Annotated in this window: 22 protein-coding genes and 1 pseudogene; 14 read left to right on the top strand and 9 right to left on the bottom strand. The window is 68.6% G+C overall.

All coding sequences use genetic code 11. From position 1 onward, the window contains the following. Positions 1–61: 61 nt before the first annotated feature. Positions 62–325, bottom strand: coding sequence for a hypothetical protein (locus AC0LPE_RS06160; protein WP_229567498.1), 264 nt, complete (start codon positions 323–325; stop codon positions 62–64). Positions 326–1,114: 789 nt separating this feature from the next. Here AC0LPE_RS06160 and AC0LPE_RS06155 point away from each other — a divergent pair. Further along, positions 1,115–2,641: an AMP-binding protein gene (locus tag AC0LPE_RS06155; protein WP_442802270.1), complete on the top strand. Its 1,527-nt coding sequence runs from the start codon at positions 1,115–1,117 to the stop codon at positions 2,639–2,641. A 25-nt stretch (positions 2,642–2,666) separates the two neighbouring features. Here AC0LPE_RS06155 and AC0LPE_RS06150 read toward each other — a convergent pair whose 3' ends face one another. Together AC0LPE_RS06150 and AC0LPE_RS06145 are read right to left on the bottom strand one after the other, a co-directional pair. Next, positions 2,667–4,001, bottom strand: coding sequence for an MFS transporter (locus AC0LPE_RS06150; protein WP_088896645.1), 1,335 nt, complete (start codon positions 3,999–4,001; stop codon positions 2,667–2,669). Positions 4,002–4,034: 33 nt separating this feature from the next. Then, entirely contained in the window at positions 4,035–4,523 is a 489-nt protein-coding gene (locus AC0LPE_RS06145; protein ID WP_423660338.1) for a VOC family protein, read from the bottom strand. Between the two features lie 125 nt (positions 4,524–4,648). On the opposite strand from AC0LPE_RS06145, the gene AC0LPE_RS06140 reads away from it, so the two are divergent. From AC0LPE_RS06140 to AC0LPE_RS06115, 6 genes are all read left to right on the top strand, one after another. Next, complete coding sequence (locus tag AC0LPE_RS06140; protein ID WP_490605809.1) at positions 4,649–5,551, top strand: SDR family NAD(P)-dependent oxidoreductase; 903 nt, start codon at positions 4,649–4,651, stop codon at positions 5,549–5,551. 26 nt (positions 5,552–5,577) lie between these two features. Next, a complete protein-coding gene (locus AC0LPE_RS06135) occupies positions 5,578–7,647 on the top strand; it encodes an ATP-binding protein (RefSeq protein ID WP_490605808.1) in 2,070 nt (689 codons plus the stop codon). A 67-nt stretch (positions 7,648–7,714) separates the two neighbouring features. Continuing rightward, positions 7,715–9,157, top strand: a complete 1,443-nt coding sequence (locus AC0LPE_RS06130) for an FAD-dependent oxidoreductase (RefSeq protein ID WP_490605807.1) — start codon at positions 7,715–7,717, stop codon at positions 9,155–9,157. A 25-nt stretch (positions 9,158–9,182) separates the two neighbouring features. Further along, a complete protein-coding gene (locus tag AC0LPE_RS06125; protein WP_490605806.1) occupies positions 9,183–9,701 on the top strand; it encodes a phosphatase domain-containing protein in 519 nt (172 codons plus the stop codon). Positions 9,702–9,976: 275 nt separating this feature from the next. After that, positions 9,977–10,528: a CGNR zinc finger domain-containing protein gene (locus AC0LPE_RS06120; protein ID WP_088896638.1), complete on the top strand. Its 552-nt coding sequence runs from the start codon at positions 9,977–9,979 to the stop codon at positions 10,526–10,528. A 111-nt stretch (positions 10,529–10,639) separates the two neighbouring features. Then, positions 10,640–11,308, top strand: a complete 669-nt coding sequence (locus AC0LPE_RS06115) for a pentapeptide repeat-containing protein (protein WP_088896637.1) — start codon at positions 10,640–10,642, stop codon at positions 11,306–11,308. 10 nt (positions 11,309–11,318) lie between these two features. Here AC0LPE_RS06115 and AC0LPE_RS06110 read toward each other — a convergent pair whose 3' ends face one another. The 4 genes from AC0LPE_RS06110 to AC0LPE_RS06095 are packed head-to-tail and all read right to left on the bottom strand — an operon-like array spanning position 11,319 to position 16,137. Then, the gene (locus AC0LPE_RS06110) at positions 11,319–12,713 is read right to left on the bottom strand and encodes a xylulokinase (protein ID WP_490605805.1); all 1,395 of its coding nucleotides are present in this window, start codon (positions 12,711–12,713) and stop codon (positions 11,319–11,321) included. Beyond that, a complete protein-coding gene (locus AC0LPE_RS06105) occupies positions 12,710–13,642 on the bottom strand; it encodes a carbohydrate kinase family protein (protein ID WP_016693889.1) in 933 nt (310 codons plus the stop codon). The genes AC0LPE_RS06110 and AC0LPE_RS06105 overlap by 4 nt, the downstream gene beginning before the upstream one ends. Next, complete coding sequence (locus AC0LPE_RS06100) at positions 13,639–15,111, bottom strand: mannitol dehydrogenase family protein (RefSeq protein ID WP_490605804.1); 1,473 nt, start codon at positions 15,109–15,111, stop codon at positions 13,639–13,641. The genes AC0LPE_RS06105 and AC0LPE_RS06100 overlap by 4 nt, the downstream gene beginning before the upstream one ends. A gap of 6 nt (positions 15,112–15,117) precedes the next feature. Further along, positions 15,118–16,137 carry an NAD(P)-dependent alcohol dehydrogenase gene (locus AC0LPE_RS06095; RefSeq protein ID WP_490606314.1) on the bottom strand — a complete coding sequence of 340 codons (1,020 nt, stop codon included), beginning with the start codon at positions 16,135–16,137 and terminating at the stop codon, positions 15,118–15,120. A gap of 129 nt (positions 16,138–16,266) precedes the next feature. Between AC0LPE_RS06095 and AC0LPE_RS06090 the strand changes: the two genes are divergently transcribed. The 7 genes from AC0LPE_RS06090 to AC0LPE_RS06060 all read left to right on the top strand — a co-directional run bounded on the left by AC0LPE_RS06090 (position 16,267) and on the right by AC0LPE_RS06060 (position 22,934). Then, entirely contained in the window at positions 16,267–17,328 is a 1,062-nt protein-coding gene (locus AC0LPE_RS06090; RefSeq protein WP_490605803.1) for a sugar-binding transcriptional regulator, read from the top strand. Between the two features lie 11 nt (positions 17,329–17,339). Beyond that, positions 17,340–18,695 carry an ABC transporter substrate-binding protein gene (locus tag AC0LPE_RS06085; protein WP_490605802.1) on the top strand — a complete coding sequence of 452 codons (1,356 nt, stop codon included), beginning with the start codon at positions 17,340–17,342 and terminating at the stop codon, positions 18,693–18,695. Next, complete coding sequence (locus AC0LPE_RS06080) at positions 18,692–19,657, top strand: carbohydrate ABC transporter permease (protein ID WP_490605801.1); 966 nt, start codon at positions 18,692–18,694, stop codon at positions 19,655–19,657. Before AC0LPE_RS06085 ends, AC0LPE_RS06080 begins: the two co-directional genes overlap by 4 nt. Further along, complete coding sequence (locus AC0LPE_RS06075; protein ID WP_145692714.1) at positions 19,654–20,544, top strand: carbohydrate ABC transporter permease; 891 nt, start codon at positions 19,654–19,656, stop codon at positions 20,542–20,544. The genes AC0LPE_RS06080 and AC0LPE_RS06075 overlap by 4 nt, the downstream gene beginning before the upstream one ends. A 33-nt stretch (positions 20,545–20,577) precedes the next feature. After that, positions 20,578–21,657 carry an ABC transporter ATP-binding protein gene (locus tag AC0LPE_RS06070; protein WP_490605800.1) on the top strand — a complete coding sequence of 360 codons (1,080 nt, stop codon included), beginning with the start codon at positions 20,578–20,580 and terminating at the stop codon, positions 21,655–21,657. A gap of 37 nt (positions 21,658–21,694) precedes the next feature. Then, positions 21,695–22,249 (top strand): sugar O-acetyltransferase, encoded by a 555-nt coding sequence (locus AC0LPE_RS06065; protein WP_490606313.1) that lies wholly within the window; start codon positions 21,695–21,697, stop codon positions 22,247–22,249. Positions 22,250–22,349: 100 nt separating this feature from the next. Continuing rightward, on the top strand, positions 22,350–22,934 hold the full coding sequence (locus AC0LPE_RS06060; RefSeq protein ID WP_237451164.1) for a hypothetical protein: 585 nt from the start codon (positions 22,350–22,352) through the stop codon (positions 22,932–22,934). A gap of 22 nt (positions 22,935–22,956) precedes the next feature. On the opposite strand, the pseudogene AC0LPE_RS06055 reads toward AC0LPE_RS06060, so the two are convergent. Together AC0LPE_RS06055 and recD are read right to left on the bottom strand one after the other, a co-directional pair. Further along, positions 22,957–24,385: pseudogene (locus tag AC0LPE_RS06055) on the bottom strand (lipase maturation factor family protein). 142 nt (positions 24,386–24,527) lie between these two features. Continuing rightward, entirely contained in the window at positions 24,528–26,405 is a 1,878-nt protein-coding gene (recD, locus tag AC0LPE_RS06050; protein WP_490606312.1) for an exodeoxyribonuclease V subunit alpha, read from the bottom strand. Positions 26,406–26,408 lie beyond the last annotated feature (3 nt).

Below are 26,408 nucleotides of genomic sequence, written 5' to 3'. Positions count from 1 at the left end.
CGGACGGGCGCGAACCGGCGGTTCGTCTGCTCACGGCAGACGGACCGGTCGTTCCGGCAGATCAGTCCCCTGCGGATCGGACGGCGCTGATCACCGCCGCGACGAGGACGGCCAGCAACAGGATCACGAGCAGGACCGGTCCGAGCAGCAGCACCAGCACGATCAGGACGGCCAGTCCGATCTTCGCCTTGGTGCTGAGTCCGGAGATCAGCCCGCCCAGTGCGGCGAGGGCCGGATTGCGGCCTTCCAGCGCGGCCCGGATGCCGGCGAGGACCGCCTGCAGTCCCACGCCGCCGCTGGTGACCTCGCCGAGGAGCGAGTCCACCCATCCGCGGATCTTCCGGGTCAGTCCCGCCCCGAGTCCCCGGAACCCGCCGAGCGCGGTACGGACACCGGTCCGCAGCGCATCCTTCAGCCTCTCGAGGAGCGATGTGGGTTCCGACTGTGCCTGCTCGGTTCGTGGCCGCTCACGTGCGGGGCGGGTCGGTTTCCCTGCCCGGGCGTCGTTCGCCGGCGGACGCGGTCGTCTCTCCTTCGGAGGCGCCGGCTTCGCACGAGAGCGGGGCGTGGTGGCCGAACGGGTCGATGTCCGAGTGGTCGATCGGGATGAGGTTCGGGTCGAGGTGCGCCGCGAGCCGGTCCCGGGGTCGCGGTCCCGACGCCGTGCAGCGGGTTCGGGCTCGCGGGTGCGCCGCTGGGGGGTGGTCTCGGGTTCGCGGGTGCGACGCCGCTCGGTGGGCTCGGGCTCGCGCGGTCGACGGCTGCGCGTCCGCGCAGGCTCGGCTGGGGTCTCCGTCCCCGCGGTCCTCGCATGCGTCGCGGTCGGCCGCCGCACCGGACGGGAGGTTCGGCGGGCTTCGTTCTGCCGAGCACTCATACCGCTCGCCTTCTCTCGTGGACGGGCACGGTGTCTCTCAGTGAACGCCGGATTCCGGGTCCGGTCAACGGCAGACGGAGCGTTCAGCCGGTACGGAGAAGGGATGGACCCTGTTCAAGATCGGTAACGGCTCTTGGAAGAATGAGCAATGCCCTCACAGCACACGGGGAGGTGTGCGCATCATCGTTCGCGATGGGGAGTGCGCGCGCGACGTAATCCGAAGGAGCACCGACAGACGTGACCGAGCAATTCAGTTTCGAAACACTCACGCCCACGGCATTTCTCGACCGTTCCGCCCGGGTCTTCCGTGACGACCTCGCGATGGTGGACGGCGATGTCCGTCGCACCTACGCCGAATTGCGCGATCGGTGCCTGCGACAGTCTGGCATGCTGCACGCTCTCGGCGTCGAACCCGGCGACCGTGTCGCAGTACTCGCGCCGAACACCTCGCTGATGCTCGAGGCGCACTACGGCGTGCTCTACGCGGGCGCCGTGCTCGTCTCGCTCAACACGCGCCTCACCGCGCCGGAGCTGCGGTTCATTCTCGAGCACTCCGGCAGCCGGGTCCTGCTCGTCGAGGAGTCGCTGGCCGATCTGGCACGCGAGGCGACGGCCGATCTGCCGTCGATCACGGTCGTCGGCGACGACTACGAGGACAAGCTCGCCGCCGCCCGCCACCGGTACGTGCCGCTCGCCGACGAGCGCACCATGATCGCCCTGAACTACACGTCCGGCACGACGGGTGATCCGAAGGGCGTGATGTACCACGCGCGCGGCGCCTACCTGCAGGCCCTGGCGATGGTCGCGCACTTCGGGCTCGACAGCGGATCCACCTACCTGTGGACGCTGCCGATGTTCCACTGCAACGGCTGGACGTTCACCTGGGCCGTCACCGCAGCCGGTGGCACGCACGTGTGCCTGCCCAAGGTCGACCCCGAGCGGATCTGGGATCTCGTGCGCACCGAGAACGTCACGCACCTGTGCGGTGCGCCGACCGTTCTCGCGTCGCTGGTCGACGCCCCGAATGCGGGCGGCATCGACCACCGTGTCGTCGCGGCGATCGGTGGCGCACCGCCGGCGCCCGCCCTCATCGAGCGCTGCACCGCGCTCGGACTCGACATCACCCACCTGTACGGGCTCACCGAGACGTACGGCCCGGCGGCGATCTGCGAGTGGCGTTCGGAATGGGACGTCCTCCCCGAGGACGAGAAGGCACGGCTGCGCTCCCGGCAGGGCGTGGGCAACGTCGTGGCCGGTGAACTCCGCATCGTCGACCCGATGGGCTCCGACGTTCCCGCCGACGGCGAGACGACCGGTGAGATCGCGCTGCGCGGCAACAATGTGATGCTCGGTTACTACAACAACCCGGACGCGACCGCCCGCGCCGTGCCGGACGGCTGGTTCCGCACCGGCGACATCGGCGTCATGCATCCGGACGGCTACATCGAGATCCGCGACCGCGCGAAGGACGTCATCATCTCCGGTGGCGAGAACATCTCGTCCGTCGAGGTCGAGGCGGCCCTCATCAGCCACCCGGCCGTTCTCGAGGCCGCCGTCGTCGCGGCGCCGAGCGAGAAGTGGGGCGAACGTCCCGTCGCCTACGTGGCACTGCGCAGCGGCGCGAGCGCCGACGAGGCGGAACTGCGCGCGCACGTGCGTTCGCAGCTCGCCGGTTTCAAGGTTCCCGACAGCATCGTCTTCGGCGCCCTGCCGAAGACCGCCTCGGGCAAGATCCGCAAGGTCGAACTGCGCGAGCGTCTCTGAGCACCGGCCGGGGCGGTTCCCGACGTCACCTCTCGTCGAGAACCGTCCCGGCCCGCTCGGGCAGCGTGAACGCCGCGAGCGCGGCGACGACGAACGATGCCGCGAACGCACCGAAGACGAGACCGTTGCCGCCGGCGCCCAGCAGCACCGGCACCAGCAGCGGCGCGATGATCGACGCGAGCCGCCCGAAGGCCGCTGCCGAACCGGTGCCGGCGCCCCGCACCGGCGTGGGATACAGCTCGGGTCCGATCGCGTACAGCGCACCCCAGGCTCCGAGGTTGAAGAACGACAGCGCCATGCCCGCCGCGACGATCGTTCCCGGAGTCTCGGCGAGCCCGAACAACCCTGCCGAGACTGCCGACCCGGCGAGGAAGACCCCCAGCGTCAGGCGGCGTCCCCACACCTCGATCAGCCACGCCGCGACGCCGTAGCCCGGTAGCTGGGCGAGCGTGATGAGCAACGTGTAGCCGAACGAGGTGACCAGGTCGAAGCCCTGCGCGACGAGCAGGCTCGGCAGCCAGATGAACGCGCCGTAGTACGAGAAGTTGATCCCGAACCACACGATCCACAGCGCCGCGGTGCGGCGGCGCAGGCTCGGCGCCCACACCGATCCGCGGGGTGGACGCTCGACTTCTGCGACGGACTGTTCGCTGTCGTCCGTATCGTCGCTGTCCTCCGGAACGGAGGTGACCCCCGCCGAGCGCTCGTAGTCGCGCACGATCTCCTCGGCTTCCGCGTGCCGACCGCGACTCTCGAGATAACGCACCGATTCGGGTAGGCCGAACCGCACGACGAGGGCGTAGGCGGCCGGGACGAGCCCGACGGCGAGCGCCCACCGCCATCCGTTGTCGCTGGTGGGAACGACGAAATAGCCGATGAGAGCGGCCAGCAGCCAGCCGACCGCCCAGAACGCCTCGAGGGCGACGACCACGCGTCCTCGCACCTTGCGGGGCGCGAATTCACTGACCAGCGTCGACGCGACCGGCAGTTCGGCACCGAGTCCGAGTCCGACGACGAACCGCAGGGCGATGAGCATCGCCACCGACGTCGACAGCGCCGCCGCACCGGTCGCGAGACCGTAGACGAGCAGCGTCGCGGCGAAGACCTGCCGGCGTCCGATGCGGTCGGCGAGCAGACCACCGAGGGACGCACCGATCGCCATGCCGACGAAGCCGATGGATCCGATCCACGAGAGCTGCGTCGACGACAGATCCCACTGCACCGCCAGGGCCGCCATGACGAACGAGATCAACCCGACGTCCATGGCGTCGAGGGCCCAGCCCACGCCGGAGCCGGTCAGCAGGCGGCGATGTCTGCCGGTGAACGGCAGGTCGTCGAGCCGCTGGGTGCGAGTGGTCATGCACCGAAACGTACCGCAGCGCTCGGGCGCCGATCAGCCGCGCGCGGCGGCCTCGAGCGCCGACACGTCGATCCGGCGCATCTTCATCATCGCGGCGGTCACGCGCTTCGCGACCTCCGGATCGGGGTCGGCGAGCAGTTCGTTCAGCCGTTTCGGTACCACCTGCCACGACAGGCCGTACTTGTCCTTCAACCATCCGCACGCGGATTCCTCGCCGCCGTCGGCGGTCAGCGCGTACCAGTAGTGGTCGGCCTCCTCCTGGTCGGCGCAGTCGATCTGGAAGGACACCGCTTCGGAGAACCGGAACTGCGGTCCTCCGTTGAGTCCGTAGAAGACCTGGCCGTCGAGGAAGAACTCGACCGTCATCGGGGTCCCCGGTGGAACCGGGACGTCGCCTCCGGTGGACTCCTCGGTGTAATGGGTGATCTCACCGATCTTGGAGTTGGGAAAGATGCCGATGTAGAAGTTCGCGGCCTCCTCGGCGTTCATGTCGAACCACAGCCACGGGGTGATCCTGGGCATCGTGACTCCTCGTGTCGTCGAATGTGTTCCACTGTCACGAAGGCAGACCCTGTCCGGCCCGGATTCTCATCGCCGTGTGCACTCGCAGGTCGGGCCGCAGGCTCCCGCGCTCGTAGGGGGAAAGCATGTCCGCGACGGTCATGACCGGAGGAACGTCGGGTTTCGGGGCGATCGCCGCCGAACGGATCTCGGGTGCGGACGGGATGCTCCTCGTCCACGGCGCCCGGCACGCCGCATCCACCGGGGAGGTACTCCCGCTCGATCTGTCCTCCCTGGACTCCGTTCGCGCGTTCGCGACGGCGGTTCTCGAGCGCAGCGATCGGATCGACGCACTCGTGCTGAATGCCGGGATGATCCGGAGCGACGTCGCCGCGCGGACCGTCGACGGATTCGAGACGACCTTCGCCGTCAACCATCTCGCCCACTACCTGCTGCTGCGACTGTTGCTTCCGGCTCTGGCGGACCGGGCCGTGGTGGTGGCGACCACCAGCGGCACGCACGACCCCGCGACCGGTGCGGGAATGGTACCGCCACGACATGCCGATGCCGGGTCGCTCGCCCACCCCGAACGGGATCCCGACCTGGATTCGCATCCCCGCAAGGCGGGACAGCACGCCTACACCGCCTCGAAGCTGTGCACCGTCCTCACGATGCGGATGCTGTCGAAGGACGACTCGGTTCGGGCCCGACGGATCGACGCGGTCGCCTTCGATCCCGGCCAGGTCTTCGGAACCGGACTGGCACGAGCACTCCCCACTCCGATGCGACTGGCGTGGCGCGTCCTCGGGACACGAGCGGGCATGTTCCTCCGCATCGTGCAGGACACCTTCAACACGCAGACCGAAGCCGGGAACACGCTCGCAGACCTCGTTCTCGGTGACATCGACGTTCCGGACGGCCGGGGTTATCTCGCACTGCGCCGCGGCGAACCGTCGTGGGCGGAACCGTCGGTGCTCGCTCGCAACGACGAACACGCCGAGCGGTTGTGGCGCGAGAGCGCACGACTCGTCGGACTGCCCGACCACTAGGTCCCCCGGGCGTAGCATCGGGTGGCATGGGGAGCGCCTCGCGGTCCTCACGGCCTCTCAGCGATCGTCTCGCCGCACGGGCGCGACGCGTGTTCGTCGGTCGCGATGCCGAGCTCGAGCTCGTTCGCTCCGCACTGGACTCCCCCGAACCCTCGATCGCCGTGCTGTACCTGTACGGTCCCGGAGGCATCGGCAAGACCTGTCTGCTCGGCGCGATCTCCGATCTTGCGGAACAGAGCCGTCGCGTGGTGACGGTGATCGACGGGCGCAACACGGATGCGTCGCCCGGTTCGGTCCTCGCGTCGGTCGATCGCCTCATCGGCGACCGGCCGAGGGTGCTTCTCCTGGACTCGTACGAGCGGCTACGTGTGCTCGACGACTGGATCCGAACCGACTTTCTTCCCGGTCTTCCTGCGACGACGCTGACGGTGATCGCCGACAGGTCACCGCCCTCCGCAGGATGGCGCACCGATCCGGGTTGGGGTGATCTGCTCCGGATCGTGTCTCTGAGGAATTTCGACCCCGCTACGAGCGCTGCCTACCTCACCGCTGTGCGGGTTCCCGAGGAACTGCACGACGAGATCATCGAGGCAACGCACGGGCATCCGCTCGGGCTCGGTCTGCTCACGGACGTCTTCGTCCGAGGAGGCGACGTACGTGCGCCGTGGCCACCGGATCTCGTCGGGATGTTGCTCCGACGGTTTCTCGACACCGAGCCGGGGATCGAGCATCGCCACGCCCTGGAAGTGTGTGCGCTCGCCCGGGTGACCAGCGAAGCCCTGCTGCGCGACACCCTCGAGCTCACCGATGCACACGCCGAGTTCGAATGGCTACGTGAGCTGTCGTTCGTCGAAGCGGGTCCGGAGGGATTGTTTCCCCACGATCTGGCACGCGACGTCCTCGACGCCGATCTGCGCTGGCGGGATCCCGAGGCCTACCGGTACACCTTCCACCGCGTGTGGAAGGGCATTCGCCGCAGTCTCGATTCTGCAGGAGAACACGAAAAGCAGCAGGCCATCGTGGACCTGAAGTTCGTGTTCCGCAATCTTCCCGGTGTGCTGTCGCCCGTGGATTGGCAGTCGTGGGGAAGCGCGCAACCCGAACGTGCGGAGCAGGCCGATCACTCCGCGATCGTCGAACTCGTGCAGACGTCGGAGGGAGACGAATCCGCGGTGCACGCGCGACGCTGGCTCGAGCGACAACCCGAGGGGTTCTTCGTGCTGCGCGACACCGACGGATCGATACGTGGTGTGATCGGTCTCCTGGAACTCTCGCGAGCGTCACCCGAGGATGTCCGTGCCGACCCGGCGACGCGCGCCGCATGGGATTTCGCCCGGCGGACAGCGCCTCCCCGTCCCGGCGAGTGCGTCACGATCACACGCATCGTCATCGATCGCGCGGAGTACCAGAATCCCTCTCCCACAATGAACTCGGTTCCGGTACTCACCTTCCAGCGCTATCTCACCCTTCCGCATCTGTCGTGGGACTTCCTGGCGCTGGCGGAGCCCGACCGGTGGAACGAGTACTTCGCGGTCGCAGACCTCCCCCGCGCCGAAGGGGCGGATTTCGCGGTCGGTGATCGCCGCTACGGACTGTTCGCCCACGACTTCCGTCGACGGGATGTCGACGAGTGGCTCACCGTCGTCACCGATCGTGCTCTGACTCAGGGGCACAGCGGTCCCGAGCCCACGGTGTCCCCACCTCTCGCGCTGTCGGAGAGAGAATTTGCGGAGGCGGTCCGAAGTGCGCTGCGCGACCTCCATCGACCCGATCTCCTCTCTCGTAATCCTCTGTTACACACGAGGTTCCTCCGCAAACAGTCCTCTCCCGACGATCCCGATCCGGCGGTGCTGCGCGCGCTCCTTCGTGAGGCGATCGATTCCCTGGCGAGCGACCCTCGGGACGACAAGCTCTTCCGTGCGGTGGACCGCACGTACGTGCGCGGTGCTGCAACCCAGGAAGCCGCGGCGGCCAGACTCGGGCTGCCGTTCAGTACGTACCGCCGGCATCTGACACGCGGCGTCACCCGCGTCGTCGGGTGGTTGTGGGATCTGGAGGTGTACGGCGAGGCGCCGTCCGCCCGTGAGCACAGGTGAGCAGGTTCCGGCCTGTCGAGCGAGCACCTTCCGCAGCGACGATCGATTCCGCGGAGGAGGTGTGATCATGTCGATCGGAGAGCGCGCCGTGGTTCTCGGCGCGAGCATGAGCGGATTGTCGGCTGCACGTGTCCTGTCGGACAGGTTCGCCGAGGTGACGGTGATCGATCGCGACCGGCTGCCGTCCACGGACGAACCACGCCGTGGCGTGCCCCAGGGACGGCACATCCACGTGCTGATCTCACGGGGACAGCAGCTCGTCGAGGAGATGTTCCCCGGGCTGTCGCAGGAGCTGACCGCTGCAGGCGTTCCCACCCTCGACCATCTGGGCGACGTACGCTGGATTCTCAGTGGCCACCGGATTCGTCAGGGGCGGAGTGGACTTCGAGTACTGGCGGCCGGCCGGCCACTGCTGGAGCGCCGCATTCGTGACCGTGTGGCGGCGTTGACGAACGTCGAGATCGTCGAACGGTGTGATGCAGCGGGTCTCGTCACGACCGCGGACCGCAGCCGGGTGGTCGGTGCGCGGATCATCCGTCACACCGACGGAAGCGCCGAACAGATACTCGATGCCGACCTCGTCGTCGATGCGACCGGACGCGGATCCCGCGCCTCCGAATGGCTCGGAAGACAGGGCTGTCCGCGGCCCCGGGTCGACACCGTCGAGCTCGATGTCGGCTACGCCACCGCGGTGTTCCGTACTTCTTCGGTTGCGCTCGGCAGCGACCGGGGCATCGTCATGGCGCCCACCCCCGAACATCCACGGGGCGCTGCCCTGCTCACCGTCGAATCGGATCGGTGCGTGGTGGCCCTGATCGGGGTCCGCGGCGAAACCGTGCCGGCGACCCGGAGGGACTATCTCGAATTCGCGCGGTCCCTGAGATACCGGGACCTGTACGACGCGATCGCGGATGCCGAATGGGTCGAGGACGTCGTCCGGTATCGCTTCCGGGCGAGCACGTGGCATCGCTACGATCTTCTCGCCCGATTTCCCGACGGATTCCTCGTCCTCGGCGACGCGTTCTGCAGTTTCGATCCGATCTATGCCCAGGGGATGACGGTCGCCGCCCTCGAAGCCACCGCAATGGGTCGTCTCCTCGACGACCACGGGCCGTCCGCTGCCGTTCAGCGGAAGCTCGCGCGTGTCGTCGACGATGCCTGGGCGATGTCCACCGGTGGCGATCTCGCGTTCCCCGGTGTCGAGGGCCGGCGGGATCCGAAGACGAGGATCGGCAATGCATACGTACCGATGGTGCACGCGGCAGCCGCATACGACACCAGGGTGGGCACAGCGTTCGCCCGGGTGTCCGGACTGCTGGATCCCCCGTCGGCATTGATGCACCCCGGAATCATGGCACGTGTTGTCCGGCAGAATATTTCGCATTCGGTTGTGTGGCCATGGCGCCGAACCGACGGATCCGCGATGCCGCCTCGCCGGTCGTCTCCGGGACCCGCCGGTCCGGCGGCACGACCTTCGCCCCTTCCGCAGACCGGGCGCATGCACACGTAGTCGCCGGAGTGGGTATACGTCGTCCGTGACGAAGAAGACGCGCGATCGCAGGAAACCGGGGAGGCAACGGCATCGGCCGCCGAGCACCGCACCCGCACCACCGGCGCGATATGTCGAGGATCCGACGTTGCCGCCGGCCTGGCTCGTCGACATCGACGGAACGCTCGCGCACATGAGCGACCGGAGTCCCTTCCACTGGCACAGGGTGGGCGAGGACACCGTCTCCCCGGCGGTCGAGGCCGCGGTGCGGGCGTTCGCCGCCGCCCCCGACCGGGCCGCGATCGTGTTGCTCTCGGGACGCGACGGCGTGTGCCGACCGGAGACCGAGGAGTGGCTCGCCCGGCACGACATCCCCTACGACGAGCTGTACATGCGTCCGGCAGGCGATAATCGGAAGGATTCGATCGTCAAGGCCGAATTGTTCGACCGTCACATCCGGCACCGCTACCGCATCATCGCGGTGCTCGACGATCGCGATCAGGTGGTGCGCATGTGGCGGCGGATGGGACTGGTGTGTTTCCAGGTCGCCGAGGGTGATTTCTGACGGAAATCTGCACACGTCCGATACTCGACCGGTGACTCAATCATTCAGGGACACTTCGGTACTCAGCGCGGTCGGCGGAACGAAGGGCGCCCCGCCGAGATCGACGCGCCGGGTCCCGCATCCGACGCAGCGCACGTACAGCACCTGCCCGATCGACGTGGCGTGACTCGACTCCACGCTCCACGCGTGTTCGTGAGCGGGAGTCCGGGCGGGGCATTCCTGTGGGTTCCGAGCTTCGATGGCGGTCATGTCCACCACCATGATGTAATGTCCTTATGCATCTCAACCCTTACGGCGAGTATGCGGTCCTCCTCGCGGCGTCGCTGGCCGACGACTGGCCCGACGATCGGGCCGGCATCATGGCGCGTACCCGCGAGGTGGGCATGACCATGGACTTCCCGACCGCGCCCGACGACCATCAGCGCACCCGCGAGGTCATCGACGACTGGCTCGCCGTCGTCGACGCGTCCGACCCCCGGGAACGTGCGCGCCTGCTCAACGAACAGATGGCCACCGCAGCGGCCTATCCCCGGCTGACCGACCACGACGGCGAGGGATGGCACCTGCACTACCGCGACGAGGTCCAGCCTCTCCCCGACGTACTCCGCGCGGTGATCAGTGTCGGCACGGCACTGCACCTCACCACTCGCGGAATGCACCGCCTCCATCGGTGCGCCGCAGCGAGCATCCCGACCAACCCGTGCTCGGCCGTGGTCGTGGACATCACCCGCAACGGCCGCCAGCAGTACTGCTCCGTGCGTTGCGCGAACCGCGCCGCGGTGCGCCGGCACCGAGCGCGGGCGGCCCAGCAGCGTCGCTCCGCGTAGCCGAGTAGCACATCGCAACCGGGGACGGGCCTGTCCCCCACGTTCCCCCGAACCCGACGAGTTGGGAAGCTGAACGGCAGACACCCGACCGATCCGGAGGCTCCGAGAACCATGGCTGCTCGTTCCACCACCCGTCCGCCGAGGATCGACGCTCCGGACCTCGGTGTCCTCACCGACACGGACGGCGACGAACTGCACGCACACGGGATCTTCGAGAGCGTGCGCTACACCGGCACGGACCTGACGGGCCGTGATCTGACAGGGATCGTCCTGTCCGAATGTTCGCTCGTCGCATCGATCGTCGCCGACAGCGACCTCACGAACGCACGCCTGCGCGACACCCTGGTCGAGCGCATGCAGGCACCGAATCTGTTCGCGCCGCGCAGCAGCCTGCACCGCGTGCACATCCGCGACAGCCGCATCGGTGCGCTGGACCTCTTCGATGCGGATCTGCGCAGTGTCACGATCGCGGATTCGAAACTCGGCCTGGTCAATCTGAGGGCCGCCACGGGACGCGACGTGCTCTTCCGCGGTTGCATCCTCGACGAACTGGATCTGGGCGGAGGCACCTTCACCCGCGTCGCCTTCGAGGACTGTTCCGTCGGCGTCCTCGACCTCGACCGCGCAACCCTCGACCAGGTCGACCTGCGCGGCCTGCGCATCGACACGATCCGCAACATGGGCGGGATGAAGGGCGCGACGATCGACGCCCACCAGGCCGTCGCCCTGGCAGGGCAGTTCGCCGCCCATCTGGGCCTGCGTATCGAGGACCTTCCCTGAACGCTGCGCCTCAGCGGTCGGTCAGATCCCGCACCTCCGCGTAACGCTCCCGCACGTGCGGGGTCGGGTCGGCCTCGTAGTGCCGGCTCGGTTCGGGTTCCCAAGTGGGGGGCTCGTCGCCTCCGCGCAGCACCCACGCCGCCTGCCGCGCCGCGCCTCGCGCCACGTACTCCCCCGGTTCGGGAACGTCGACGGGCATGCCCAGCACCGCCGGCGCCAGCTCGCACACCGCCTGCGAGCGAGCCCCACCGCCGACGAGCAGCACCCGCCGGACCTCGGTGCCCTGCGCCCGGATGTGGTCGATGCCGTCGGCCAGCGAGCACAACAGGCCCTCGAACGCCGCGCGGGCGAGATGTGCGGGCGTCGCCGTTCCGAGCCGCAACCCGTGCAGGGCGCCGGTCGCGCCGGGACGGTTCGGGGTGCGTTCCCCTTCCAGATACGGGACCAGCACGAGTCCGTCGCTGCCGGCCGGCGCCGAGAGTGCGAGCCGCGTGAGCTCGGTGTGGTCGACGCCGAGCATCGTCGCGGTGGCGTCCAGTACCCGGGCCCCGTTGAGCGTGCACACCAGTGGCAGGTGCCGGCCGGTCGCGTCGGCGAATCCCGCGACGTAACCGTCCGCATCGCGGGCCGGTGTCGTGGACACGGCACACACCACGCCCGACGTGCCGATGGAGACGACCACGTCGCCCTCGCGGACGTCGAGGGCCAGCGCGCTCGCCGCATTGTCGCCCGCTCCCGGACCGAGCAGGGCGCCGGAGACCGTCTCCCCGATGCTCTCGGCCGGCCCGGCGACCCGCGGAAGGATCGGGCTCGGCCGGCGCAGGGCCAGTTCGAGCAGATCCCGGCGATAGGTGTCGGTGGATGCGTCGAAGTAGCCGGTGCCGCTCGCGTCACTGCGATCGGTGGCGAGCCGGTCGAGGTCGCGGTCGGTGCGCATCGTCCACGTCAGCCAGTCGTGCGGCAGGCACAGCGCCGCGGTGCGGTCGGCGTTGCCGGGTTCATGGTCGGCTAGCCAGCGGGCCTTCGCGACGGTGATCGCGGCGAGCGGCACCACCCCGACGGCCTCGGCCCACGCGCCCGCCCCACCGGCCTCGTCGACGAGATCGGCTGCTGTCGCTGCGGATCTCGTGTCGTTCCACAACAGCGCGTCGCGGACCACATCGCCACGCTCGTCGAGGCACACCATGCCGTGCTGCTGCGCTCCCACCGAGATCGCCGCGACGTCGTCGAGCCCACCCGCTTCGGAACACGCTCGTTCGAATGCCGCGCGCCACTCCAGCGGGTCCACCGCGGTGCCGGGTGGATGGGGAGCACGGCCCTCACGCACGACGGCCCCGGTGTCGGCGTCGCACACGACGACCTTGCACGACTGGGTGGACGAATCGATCCCGGCGACGAGCGTCATCGTCCCGCCTCCCGGGCCGCGGTGCGGTCGGTCAGCGTGGGCAGGTCGGCGCCGGCGCGCGCGACGGTCAGGCCGGAGGTCCACGCGGCGGTGTCGAGCACGTCGCGCAGGTCGTCGATTCCGATGCCGCGCAGTCGTTCCCGATTGCCGGCGCCGAGGAGGCCACAGGTCCACAATCCGTCGAGCAGACCGGTGGTGAAGGCGTCGCCGGCGCCGACCGTGTCGACCACCTCGACCCGCACGGCGGGCACCTCGACAGTTCCGGCCGCGCACAGCGCCACCGCACCGTGTTCTCCGCGGGTGACCGCGACGATCGCCGGCCCTCGCGAGAGCCAGTCCCGTGCAGTGTCGAGCGGGTCGCGGTCGGGCGCGAACCACGTCAGGTCCTCGTCGCTGGCCTTGACCACATCGGCGAGCGAGACGAGGCGTTCGATCCGTTCCCGTCCGCGCGCCGGGTCGTCGAGCAGTGCCGGGCGGACGTTCGGGTCGAAGCTCACCGTGGACGTTCCCGACTGCTGCGCAACCAGTTCGGCGACGAGATCGCACCCGGGTTCGAGCACCGTCGCGATGGACCCGGTGTGCACGAGCACGGCGTCCACCGACGGTGGCGGCTCGACCGGATCCCAGACGATGTCGAATTCGTACTTCGCGGAGCCCTTCTCGTCGATCTCCGCGTGTGCGGTCGCCGTGCGCTCGGCTGCCGCGCTGCCCGGTGTCAACGACACACCGGAGGCTGCGAGATGGTCGACGATCCGCCGTCCGCGGGCGTCGGTGCCGACGCGGGTCGTGAACTGCACGGGCCGGTCGAGCCGCCCCAGACCGAGCGCGACGTTGAGCGGGCTCCCGCCCACATGCTCGACGGGTTCGGCACCGCCGCGGTGGACGATGTCGACGAGGGCTTCTCCGACGACGAGGGCGTGGCCGTTCATTCCGGCTCTCCCGGAAGTTCCTTCAGCGTGGCGCGGGCGCCGTCGCCGTGCAGGGCGTTGAGCGCCCAGGTGTAGGCGTCGACGAAGCGATGGTTCTGCGCGAGATCGCCGAAGACCTCGGTGTTCTCGATGAAGGCAGTGGGATGCGTGAGTTGTCGTCGCGCGATCGGGACGAGCGTGTCGGCGAGCCGGTCGACTACCTCGATCGGTTGCCCCTGCTCGTCGACACCTTCGGCGTAGCGCGCCCACGAGGCGACGATCGCCGCGGACGACTGCACGTGACCACCGGTGGCCAGGTTCTCCCGGATCACCGGCAACAGCCACTTCGGGATGCGATCGGACGACTCGGCGCACAAGCGGGCGATCGTGTCCCGGATCTCGGGGTTCGCGAACCTCTCGATGAGGGTGGTCTTGTACTCGTCGAGATCGATGCCCGGCACCGGTTTCAGGGTCGGTGTCGCGTCGGTGTCCATGTAGGCACGGACGAATCCGGCGAGGAGCGGATCCTGCGCGGCCTCGTGGACGAGGCGGTATCCCATGAGATACGCGAAATAGCAGAGCCCCTGGTGACCGGCGTTGAGCAGGCGCAACTTCATCAGTTCGTAGGGAGCGACGTCCTCGACGATCTGCACTCCCGCATCCTCGAAGGGCGGTCGCCCGTCGGCGAAGGCCTCCTCGAGGACCCACGAGGTGAAGGGCTCGGCGGCGACCGGCCAGCGGTCCTGCACGTCGAAGCGTTCGGACAGCGCCGAGACCACCTCGTCGGTGGTCACCGGGGTGATCCGGTCGACCATGGAGTTGGGGAAACGGACGTGCTCGGTGATCCATTCCGCGAGATCCAGGTTCAGGAGGCGCGCGTATTCGGTGAAGACGCGGCGCGCGACACTTCCGTTGCCCTCGATGTTGTCGCACGACATCACCGTCGGAGCGCGCAGTCCCCGCTCCCGTCGCCGGGCGAGAGCCTCGGTGACGAGACCGAAGACGGTGGCCGGGGGTTCGCCGGACCGCAGATCGTGTTGCACGGCCGGATCGTCGATGTCGAACTCGCCGGTGTCGTGACGGATGTTGTAACCGCCCTCGGTGACGGTCAGCGAGATGATCCGGGTGGTCGGGGCCGCGAGGAGCTCGATGACCGCCTCGGGATCGTCGGGGGCGTAACGGTAGTCGACGATGGAGCCGATCACCCGCGGCTCCCACGTGCCGTCGGGGTGGGTGAGCACCAGTGTGTACAGGTGGTCCTGCGCGGCGAGTGCCTCCTGCATGCGGCGATCACCGGGGAGCACCCCGACGCCGCAGATACCCCATTCCTTCGCCTTCCCCTGTTCGAGGAGCCGGTCGACGTACATCGCCTGGTGCGCGCGGTGGAATCCGCCCACACCGAAGTGCACGATGCCGACGGAGACGTCGTCGCGCCGGTAGCTCGGGACGGGCACGCCCAGCTCGGGGAGCGTCTGCTCGTTCACGTGCATGGATCTTCAGTCCTTTCCCGCCGGATCGGTCACGTCCACGACGGCCTTGATGTTTCCGGGTGTCCGATCGGATTCGAGCGCGTCGGCGGTCTTGTCGAGGGGGAACCGGGCGGTGACCATCGAGTCGAGATCGACCCGGCCCGATTCGACGAGTGCGAGCGCGGTCGGCCACGTGTTCGCGTAGCGGAACACGCCGGTCAGGATCAGTTCGCGGTTCTGGACGAGCTGCACCGGCAGGGTCATCGTCTCGGCGCCGGATCCGACGAGGACGACGGTGCCGCCGGGACGGACCGCGCGGATACCCGAGTCGACGGCGGCGGGGGCGCCGGACGCGTCGATGTAGGCGTCGACGCGCAGGGCCGACGGGTCGTCGACGCGGGGGTCGAGCGCAGCGCTCGCCCCGAACGACAGTGCGGTCTCGCGTCGCCGTTCGTCGAGGTCGGTGACGACGACCTCGACCGCACCGAACGCGCGCGCGACCTGCGCGACGACGATGCCGACGGGACCGGCGCCGGTGACGAGGACGCGGGAGCCGGCGGTGACGCGGGCCTTGCGGACGGCCGCGATACCGACCGACAGCGGCTCGCACAGAGCGGCGGCATCGTCGGACACGGTGTCCGGAACGGGATGCGCGAAGGCCGCCCCGATGGTGACGTACTCGCACAGCGCGCCGTCGACCGGCGGCGTGGCGTAGAAGCGCATGTGCGGGCACAGGTTGTAGTCGCCGCGGCGCGTCTCCTCGGTGAGCGGGTCGGGACGCTGCGGCTCGATCGAGACCCGCTCGCCGATCCGGCTCTGCGGAACACCGTCCCCGACCGCGACCACGACTCCGGACGCCTCGTGGCCGAGCACGATCGGATCGGTCACGACGAACTCGCCGATCCGCCCTTCGCGGTAGTAGTGCGCGTCCGAGCCGCACACTCCCACGGTGGTCACCCGGACGAGGACGTCGCCGGGCTCCGGTGCAGGTAGAGGCCGTTCCCGCATCTCGATGCGGCCCGGTTCGAGAAGCACGGCGGCACGCATCGTGTCCGGGAGCGTCGGGGGAACTGTTGTGTGGGTCACACTCCGATGCTAACGTACTGAGCAGATGCACGCACCCCTGAGCAGATGCTCACGGAGCGTGACGAAGACTGCTCGCACCAAGGAGAGCTCGTGACCTCCCCCGGCCCCACCAACATCCCGGATACGGAAAGCCCGGTATCCACCGAGGATCTCCGTCTCGCCGTACGGGCCGCGACGCTCTACTACCTCGACGGCCTCACGCAGGCGGAGGTGGCGCAGCGCCTCGGCGTCTCCCGCCCCACCGCCGGCCGGCTCGTCGCACGCGCTCGCGCTCAGGGTCTGGTGCGCATCGAGGTCAGCGTGCCGCCCACCTGGCGCGACGACCTGCACGCCGAGACCGAACGGGCACTCGAGGAGCGCTACGGACTCGTCGAGGCCGTCGTGGTCGGGCGCCGCGTCGACGACGCCGGCCCGATCGAGGACTCCGCGAGCTTCGCCGGCCTCGGACGCGCCGCCGCCGGCCTGCTCACCCGCCGCCTCCGCCCCTCCGACACCCTCGGATTCACGTGGGGTCCGGAAACGGTCGCCGTGGCGCAGGCCCTCCCGTCGGGTGTCGCCAGTTGCGCGACGATCGTCCAGCTCGACGGATCCATCTCCACGAGCGCCTACCAGACCGGCACCGAGTTCGTCCTCGGCCGCTGCGCCGAACAACTTCGGGCACAACCGCTCCGGCTTCCCACACCGCTGTACGCCGATCCGTCCACGGTCGCGTCGATGCGCACCGACTCACTGATCTCCCGCACGCTCGAGGTCGGACGTCGCGCCGAGGTGATGATCTTCGGTGTGGGCGCGGTGTCGACCTCGACCACTCTGTTCGAGGGCAGTTTCCTCGACACCGCGATGCTCCACGAACTCGACGGCCTCGGTGCGGTCGGCGAGATCGGCGGCCGGTTCTTCCGCGCCGACGGCACCGCCGTGCACGGCGAACTCGAGACCCGCACCATGTCGGTCCCCCTCGACGACGTCCGCGACTGCCCCGCCACCATTCTCGTCACCGGCGGACAGTCCAAGCACCGCGCTGTACTCGGTGCTCTCCGAGGCGGTCTCGCGAACATGCTCGTCTGCGACATCGCGTGCGCCCAGTACCTGCTCGACCATCCCGACCACGCCCTCGAGAACGACACCCCCAAGGACGAGGCACCACCGAAATGAGGTAGACCATCGTGCCTACAGCAAGAAGATCCATCCGCGCGGCCGCGGCAGGAGCCGTGGCCCTGAGCGTCGCACTGACCGGTTGTGCCGGTGCAGGATCGATCGGTACGTCCGGCCGCACCGTCACCATCGCGATGGTGTCGAACTCCCAGATGCAGGACGCACAGCAACTCGCGTCGCAGTTCGAGGCCGAGAACCCGGAGATCGACCTGCAGTTCGTCACACTCTCCGAGAACCAGGCCCGCGCCAAGATCACCGCATCCACGGCGATGGGCGGCGGCGAGTTCGACGTCGTGATGATCAGCAACTACGAGACGCCCCAGTGGGCGGAGTACGGCTGGCTCACGAACCTGTCGCCGTACATCGAGCAGACCGACGGCTACGACGCCGACGACATCATTCCCTCGCTGCGCGACGCACTCTCGTACGAGGGCGACCTGTACTCGGTGCCCTTCTACGGCGAATCGTCGTTCCTGATGTACCGCAAGGACCTGTTCGAGCAGGCCGGCATCACACTGTCCGATCCACCGACCTGGACCGAGGTCGCCGAGGCCGCAGCGCAACTCGACGGCCCCGACATCAACGGCATCTGCCTGCGCGGCAAGCCCGGCTGGGGTGAGCTGCTCGCACCGCTCGACACCGTCATCAACACCTTCGGCGGACGGTGGTTCGACGAGAACTGGAATGCGCAGCTGAACAGCCCCGAGGTACGCGAAGCGGTGCAGTTCTACGTCGACCTCGTCCGCGAGTACGGTCAGCCCGGTGCCGCGACGAGCGGATTCAGCGAGTGCGCAACGCAACTCGCGCAGGGTCGGGTCGCCATGTGGTACGACTCCACCTCGGCCGTCTCGACTCTCGAGGATCCCGCGTCGAGCAACGTCGTCGGCAAGATCGGCTACGCGGCCGCGCCCGTCCAGGAGAAGGATCCCTCGGGCTGGCTCTACACGTGGTCGCTCGGTATCCCCGCGAGCAGCGAGCACACCGAGGACGCGTGGAAGTTCATCTCGTGGATGACCGACCAGCAGTACCTGCGCACCGTCGGCGAGCAACTCGGCTGGGAGCGGGTGCCGCCGGGCAGCCGACTGTCGACCTACGAGATCCCCGAATACGCCGAAGCCGCCGCGGCCTACGGTCCGATCACCCTCGAATCCATCGAAGGAGCCGACCAGCAGAACCCCACGGTCGACCCCGTCCCGTACACGGGCATCCAGTTCGTGGCCATCCCCGAGTTCCAGGATCTCGGCACCCGGGTCAGCCAGCAGATCAGCGCCGCCATCGCCGGACGGCAGAGCGTCGAGGACGCCCTCGACCAGGCACAGAAGTACGCCGAGGCCGTCGGCGCGACCTACCGGGAGAAGGACCAATGACCGCACCTGCAGCGCAGCGTCCCACACCGGACGCCGACGAGCGAATCCGCGCCGTACGGGAAGCGAAGGAGGAACAGATCTCCCGCGCCGAAGGATGGCGCCGCCGCGGACCCCTGCTCCCGGCCCTGATCTTCACGATCGTGGTCACGCAGATCCCGTTCCTGTTCACGCTGTACTACTCGACCCAGTCGTGGAACCTCGTCAGCCCCGGTTCCCGCCGGTTCGTCGGGCTCCAGAACTACGTCGACGTCTTCCAGGACAGCCAGTTCTGGCAGGTCACCCTGAACACGGTGATCCTCATCGTCGGCACGGTCCTGATCTCCGTGATACTCGGGTTGCTCCTCGCGCTCCTGCTCGATCGGGCGTTCCTCGGACGCGGTATCGCACGGACCCTGCTCATCACGCCGTTCCTCGTCACCCCGGTCGCCAGTGCGCTGATCTGGAAGACGTCGATGTTCGATCCCGTCTTCGGCATCATCAACTTCGTACTCTCCCCCTTCGGAGTGGGCGAGGTGGACTGGATCAGCCGATTCCCGCTCCCGGCCGTGATGGTCGCGCTGGTGTGGCAGTGGACGCCGTTCATGATGCTGCTCATCCTCGCCGGACTGCAGTCGATGCCCCGCGACATCCTCGAGGCCGGCCGCGTCGACGGCGCCGGAGCGTTCGCACTGTTCCGCGAACTGACGCTGCCGCACCTGCGCCGGTTCATCGAACTCGGCACCGTTCTCGGCGCGATCTACTTGGTGAACACGTTCGACGCGATCTACATGATGACCCAGGGCGGACCCGGCACGGCCAGCTCCAACCTGCCGTTCTACATCTACCAGCGCGCGTTCCTCGGCTTCGACATCGGCCAGGCCGCGGCAATGGGTGTCGTGGTCGTCATCGGCACGATCGTCATCGCCACCTTCGCACTGCGCCTGATCTTCACATCGTTCACCGGCAAGGAGGAAGCGGCATGAGCACCACGGCCACGGAGCCGCAGGCTTCGGACACCACGGAACCCACCGGCCGTGTCATGCGCACGGCCCGGAAACGCAAGAACCGCAAGTTCAATCCCTGGGGTGTGGTCGCGTGGATCGCCGCCATCGGATTCTTCTTCCCGGTCTTCTGGATGGTGCTCACCGCCTTCAAGCAGGAGGCCGACGCCTACTCCGACCCCCCGAAGTTCTTCTTCACCCCCACCCTCGACCAGTTCCGGGCGGTGTTCGAGACCGGAGTGGGCACGGCCTTGCTCAACTCGGCGTTCGCCACCATCGTCTCGACGGTCCTGGTCCTGTTGCTCGGTGTACCGGCGGCCTTCGCGCTGTCGCTGCGTCCGGTGAAGAAGACCAAGGACGTGCTGTTCTTCTTCATCAGCACGAAGATGCTGCCGATCGTCGCCGCGATCATCCCGCTGTACGTGATCGTCGCGAACCTCGGTCTGCTCGACAACATCTGGGCCCTGGTCATCCTGTACACGGCGATGAACCTGCCCATCGCGGTGTGGATGATGCGGTCGTTCTTCCTCGAGGTCCCGGGCGAGCTGCTCGAGGCGGCGAGCATGGACGGTGCGAGCCTGTGGACCGCGGTGCGCGAGCTGATCCTGCCGCTCGTCTCCCCCGGTATCGCCGCAACCGCCCTGATCTGCGTGATCTTCTCGTGGAACGAGTTCTTCTTCGCCGTCAACCTGACCGCAGTTCAGGCGCAGACGATGCCCGTCTTCCTCGTCGGCTTCATCACCGGTGAAGGTCTGTACTGGGCCCGGTTGTCCGCCGCCGCGACGATGGCGGCGCTGCCCGTCGTGCTCGCGGGCTGGCTCGCCCAGAACAAGCTCGTGCGCGGCCTGTCGTTCGGCGCCATCAAGTAGACCCGATTCCCCTTACCAGCAAGGACTTCCACCATGGCCGACATCACCTACCGCAACGCCTCGTGCATCTACGAGAACTCCGACACCTTCGCGGTCGATTCGCTGAACCTCGACATCGAGGACGGCGAGTTCGTGGTCCTCGTCGGACCGTCCGGATCCGGCAAGAGCACCGCGCTGCGCATGCTCGCCGGACTCGAGGACATCGACGAGGGGTCGATCTCCATCGGCGGCAAGGACATGACCGGTGTGCCGTCGAAGGACCGCGACATCGCGATGGTCTTCCAGAACTACGCGCTGTACCCGAACAAGACGGTTGCCGAGAACATGGGATTCGCCCTGAAGATGCGCGGTGTGAGCGCCGACGAGCGCCGCCGCAAGGTCGAGGAGGCAGCGAAGATCCTGGACCTGACCCAGTTCCTCGACCGCAAGCCGGCCAAGCTGTCGGGTGGTCAGCGCCAGCGCGTGGCGATGGGACGCGCGATCGTGCGTGAGCCCCAGGTGTTCTGCATGGACGAGCCGTTGTCGAACCTCGATGCGAAGCTGCGCGTGCAGACCCGCACCGAGATCGCGGCGCTGCAACGCCGTCTCGGCACCACCACCGTCTACGTCACACACGACCAGGTCGAGGCGATGACGATGGGTGATCGCGTCGCCGTCCTGAAGAACGGAGTGCTGCAGCAGTTCTCCAGCCCCACCGAACTCTACGACCGCCCCGCCAACGCGTTCGTCGCCGGTTTCATCGGCTCACCGTCGATGAACCTGCTCCGCGCGAAGGTCGTCGACGACGGAGTCGTCGTGGGCAGCACCGTCATCCCCGTCGAACGCGACCGCATCGCGCGACTGCACTCCGCAGGCATCGATGAGGTCACCGCCGGGATCCGGCCCGAGGACTTCGAGATCGCCGACGAGGGCGTCGAAGCCGTCGTCGAACTCGTCGAGGAGCTCGGCAGCGAGTCGTACCTGTACACGCGGGTGCCCGGCACCGGCACTCAGGTGGTCGCGCGGGCACTGGTCCGTACCCCCGCGCGCCTCGCCGACACCGTGCACCTGCGCAAGCGCGAAGGTACGGTGCACCTGTTCCACGTCGACACCGGAGAGCGGGTGGGCGACTGACCCGGCGACGGAAGGATCCTCAGTGGGCGAGCAGTCGGTGGGCGAGCAGAAGGAACGGATGCTGGCCGGCGAACTCTACATCGCCGACGATCCCGAACTCGCCACCGACGCGCTCCGGGCAGCGCTGCTGACCGAGAAGTACAACGCGTCGAGTGCAGCGGATCCGGATGCGCGTCGCGCACTGCTCGAGGAGTTGTTCGACTCGATCGGTGACGACGTGGAGATCCGGCCGCCGCTGCAGGTGGACTACGGATACCGGATCACCGTGGGGAACGGGACATTCGTCAACTTCGGCGCGATCATGCTCGACGTCGCGCCGATCACGATCGGCTCGGACGTGCAGATCGGCCCGAACGTGCAACTCCTCACCCCCACGCATCCGCTCGAGCCCGATCTCCGCCGCGCGAAGTGGGAATCGGCACAACCGATCACGATCGGCGACAACGTGTGGCTCGGCGGTGGCGCGATCGTCGGACCGGGCGTCACGATCGGCGAGAACACCGTCGTCGGAGCCGGCGCGGTGGTCACCCGCGACCTGCCGCCGAACGTCGTGGCGACGGGCGTACCCGCGCGGGTGACGCGCCGGCTCTGAAACGATCGGAGCCGCCTGCTCAGAGACGATCGGAGCCACCGGCTCAGTGACGATCGGAGCGGAACTTGCGTCGCTCTCGGCGCTCGCTATGCTGCCCCGCATGATCAGTCGCCGCACACGCCTCGTCAGCTTCGTCGTCGTCGCGGGTGCGGCACTCGTCGCGGCAGGGTGTTCGCGGAGCGTGGAGGGTGAGGCCACCGCATCCGGAGCACCCGCCGAGCCGGCGAGCACCAACGCCACCTCCTCGGCGCCGTCCACGACCACGACCACGACGGCCGCACCGAAGCCGGTCGACCCCGATGACTACGCCGCGACCAGCGAGGGCGTGTACTACTTCGCGTCGCCGGGCGGACAGTTCGGATGTGCCATCCTCGTCCACACCACGCCCTTGACGGGCTGCCAGGGCACGATGCCGGCCAGTGCACCCCAGGTCCCCGGCAGCGGTGCGCCCGACGCCCTCGTGCCGGCGAACGCCCTGATGCTCGAAGGCGACGGCCCCGGAGAGTGGGTCAGCATCGGCGACATCGCGTTCACGGATTTCGGCGGTGCCCCGAAGACGCTGCCCCACGGCAGCACTCTCACGGTCGATCCGTTCACGTGCACCGTCGACGAGAAGACCGGTGTCACGTGCGAGACGGACGCCCACGGATTCACCGTGTCGGCGACCGGCGGCGAAGTCTGGTGATCGCGGCGGTGCTCGGGGGTGATCAGGGCAGGTCGTCCCGCGCCATCGGCATCATGAAATCGCCGATCTCGTCCCGCATCCACCACTGGCCCGTCGCGCGCCGTTCGGCGTGCGTCGCGAAGCGGTATCGGAACAGGCGGGCCCGCACCAGGCGCGGCGGTTCGTCCGGGAACGGGTTGTGCCGGAGCAGTTTCACGGTGGCCGGATCGTTCTCGAGCAGCTTGCCCGCGAACCGCGGGAACCAACCCCGCGGCGTAGTCGCGGGAGATCCCCGCGAACCACATCAACCAGTCCAGACGCAGGTGGTACGGCGCGTACTGACGCGGCCTGCGGTACACGTCGCCCGGTTTGCCCTTGAACTCGTACTCGCGCCACTCCGTCGCCGGTGTCACCACCGCATCGGTGGTGCCTTCGACGATCACTTCCCGCCGGGTGCGTGTGACGGTGCCGAACGCGCCGTACGTGTTCACGAAGTGCCACTTGTTGAACGAGGCGTTCATCGCCTGCCGATGCGACATCATGTTCGCCACCGGCCAGTAGCTGAGCACCGCGACCAGCACGGTCAGTGCCACCACGGCGACGGTGAACGCGATCGGTGTCGGACCGTAGGTCGTGTCGGAGTCGATCAGCAACCCGTAGAAACTGTCGGGCACCACCGAGAGCGCGATGACGATGGTGATCCAGTTGAGCCACGCGAAGTTGCCGCTCGTCACCAGCCACAACTGCGTGACGATCATGATCAGTGCGGCGATCCCGGCGACCGGCTGCGGCAGGAACAACCCGAACGGCACGACGAGCTGCGTGAAGTGGTTACCCGCCACCTCCACCTTGTGCAGCGGCCGCGGGATCAGGTGGAAGTACCGGCTGAGCGGGCCGGGCATCGGCTGGGTTTCGTGGTGGTAGTACAGGCAGGTCAGGTCGCGCCAGCAGCGGTCGCCGCGCATCTTGATCAGCCCGGCGCCGAACTCGAGGCGGAACAGCAACCAGCGCAGCAGGATCAGCACGAGCAGCGGCGGCGCGGTATCGGCGTTGCCCAGGAAGCTCGCGAGCACACCGGCCTCGAGCAGCAGCGACTCCCAGCCGAACGAGTACCAGACCTGCCCGACGTTGACGATCGACAGGTACAGCAACCACATCACGAACCACACGAGCATGCAGACCACGAGCGGCAGCTGCTCCGTGACACCGAGCACGGTCACCACCGACAGCACGAGACCCATCGCGGCGACCGCGGTGAACAGACCGTCGGAGTATCTCCAGTGGAACAGGCTCGGCGACTGCCGGAACGATGTGAGTGCCAGGAGTCGGGGGGCGGGAAGGATGCCGCGTTCGCCGATCAGCGCCCGGAACTGCAGCAGGGCCGCGAGGAAGGCCACGGCGTACAGCACCGCGAGTCCACGGGTGACCAGCAGCCGCCCGATCGTGTACCCGTCCGCGTCCAACCAGTCCATCGCTCGGCTCGTTCGTCGTCTGTCGTGCGCGCCATCTCGAGCATGCCACGTCCCGTTCGCCGGCGGAGACGGTCTCGCGACGATGGAACCGGACTCGTCCTCATCCGGTCGAGCGCGGAGGTCGACGACCGCTGACGACCGGCTACACGCGAATCTCCCGTCGCAGCCCGCTCGCTCGGAGCACCTGCCGTGCCACGCCCGCGCGTACCGCGTCCTCGGTCCCGATGATCCGCACATGCGACCGCGCACGTGTGATCGCGGTGTACAGCAGTTCGCGGGTGAGCAGCGCCGATCCGGAATCGGGCAGCACCACCGAGACGGTGCCGTACTGGCTGCCCTGGCTGCGGTGGATCGTCATCGCGTAGACGGTGCTCACCGCCGGGAGCTGACTCGGGCGCAGTTCGAACGGTGTCTCGCCGCGGGCGAACGTCGCGACGAGTTCGTCGCCGCGCCGCACCACCACGCCGGTGTCACCGTTGTAGATCTGCATGTCGTGGTCGTTCGCGGTGACGAGCAGCGGCCGGCCGGGGTACCAGCTCTCGGGGTCGAGGCGCTGCCCGGCGGCCTCCCCGATCCATTCGGCGGCCTGCCGCGCCCACCACTGCACGCCGGCCGGGCCGTCGCGGTGCGCGCACAGCAACCGGTGTTCCTCGAAGCGCTTCAGCGCCGTGTCGACGTCCCCCGTCTCGGCGGCCTTGGTGACCTCGGCGGCGGAGCGGACGATGTCGTCGCGCAGGGCGTCGAGGTCGTGGGGAGATAGGAACGACACCTTCGGGTCGCCGCTGCGCAGGATCTTCAGTACCTCATCGGCTTCACCCTCGCGTACGGCAACGGCCAGCTTCGCGATTGCGCCACCGAAGCGGCGGCCACGGCTCAGGCGCACGACACCACCACCGAGCCGGGCGCGTTGGGCCGGAGTGAAGGCCGCCTCGGCCGGGTCGTCGGCGGCCGCCAGATCGCGGGCGACGACCCGTTCGAAGACCGGATCGAGGGTGCCGCCGACCGGGCGCCCCACCAGATCGGCCAGCACGGCACCGGCGTCGACGGAGGCGAGCTGATCGGGGTCGCCCACGAGGACGAGCCGGGTGTCGGGACGCACCGCCTCGAGCAGGCGGCACATCATCGTCAGCGACACCATCGACGTCTCGTCGACGACGATCACGTCGTACGGCAGGTGGTTGCCCGCGTGGTAGCGGAAGCGGGTGCGGCCGCGCTGCCAGCCGAGCATCCGGTGCACGGTCATGGCGGTGAGATTCGGCGGCAGACCCAGCTCGGTCTCCTGCTCGCGCACCGACTCCTGCAGGCGCGCGGCGGCCTTGCCGGTGGGAGCGGCCAGGCCGATGCGCAGCTCGTGCCCGTACAGACGGGTGAGCAGCGCGAGGATCCGCGCCACGGTGTGGGTCTTGCCGGTGCCCGGCCCGCCCGCGATCACCGTGGTCGGTCGGGTGGCCGCGAGCGCCGCCGCGACACGCTGACGGTCGGGTGCCGGCGCGGGCCGGGAGGGATCGTCGGGATGGTGGAACAACTCGTCGAGCGTCGCCGCGATGCGCTCCTCGTCGAGGTCGGCGAAGGTCGCCGTGCGTTCGGCGAGCACCCGGCGGATCATCTGCTCCTGCCGGAAGTACCGGTCGAGATACAGCAGCGGGCCTTCCGCGGTGTCGACGAGACGCAACGGTCGCAGGGGTCCACGTTCGCCGCCGACCACGAGGGGGCTGCGACGCAGCGCCGCGAGCACGTCCTCGTCGCGAGGCCACGGCAGGCTCGCGGGGTCGACGACGGGATGACCGTCCGCGTCCTCCTCGACTGTGACCTCGCGAAAACGCGTGAGGTCGAGGCACACCGACCCGGATCGCACGGCACGCACAGCCAGCGCGGTGGCGAGATGCACGTGCGGGTCGTCCTCACCGCCGAGCGCCGCGAGTCGCAGCGCGACGTGCACGTCGGCGGCGGAGAGTGCGCCCACTTCGTTGAACTGCCGCAGAACGCCCTTGCCGCGCTGCGCGATCCGAACGTCGGTCAGGGA

The sequence above is a fragment of the Rhodococcus sp. S3 genome, from assembly GCF_058211795.1.
This window is presented reverse-complemented; position numbering and strand designations above follow the sequence as displayed.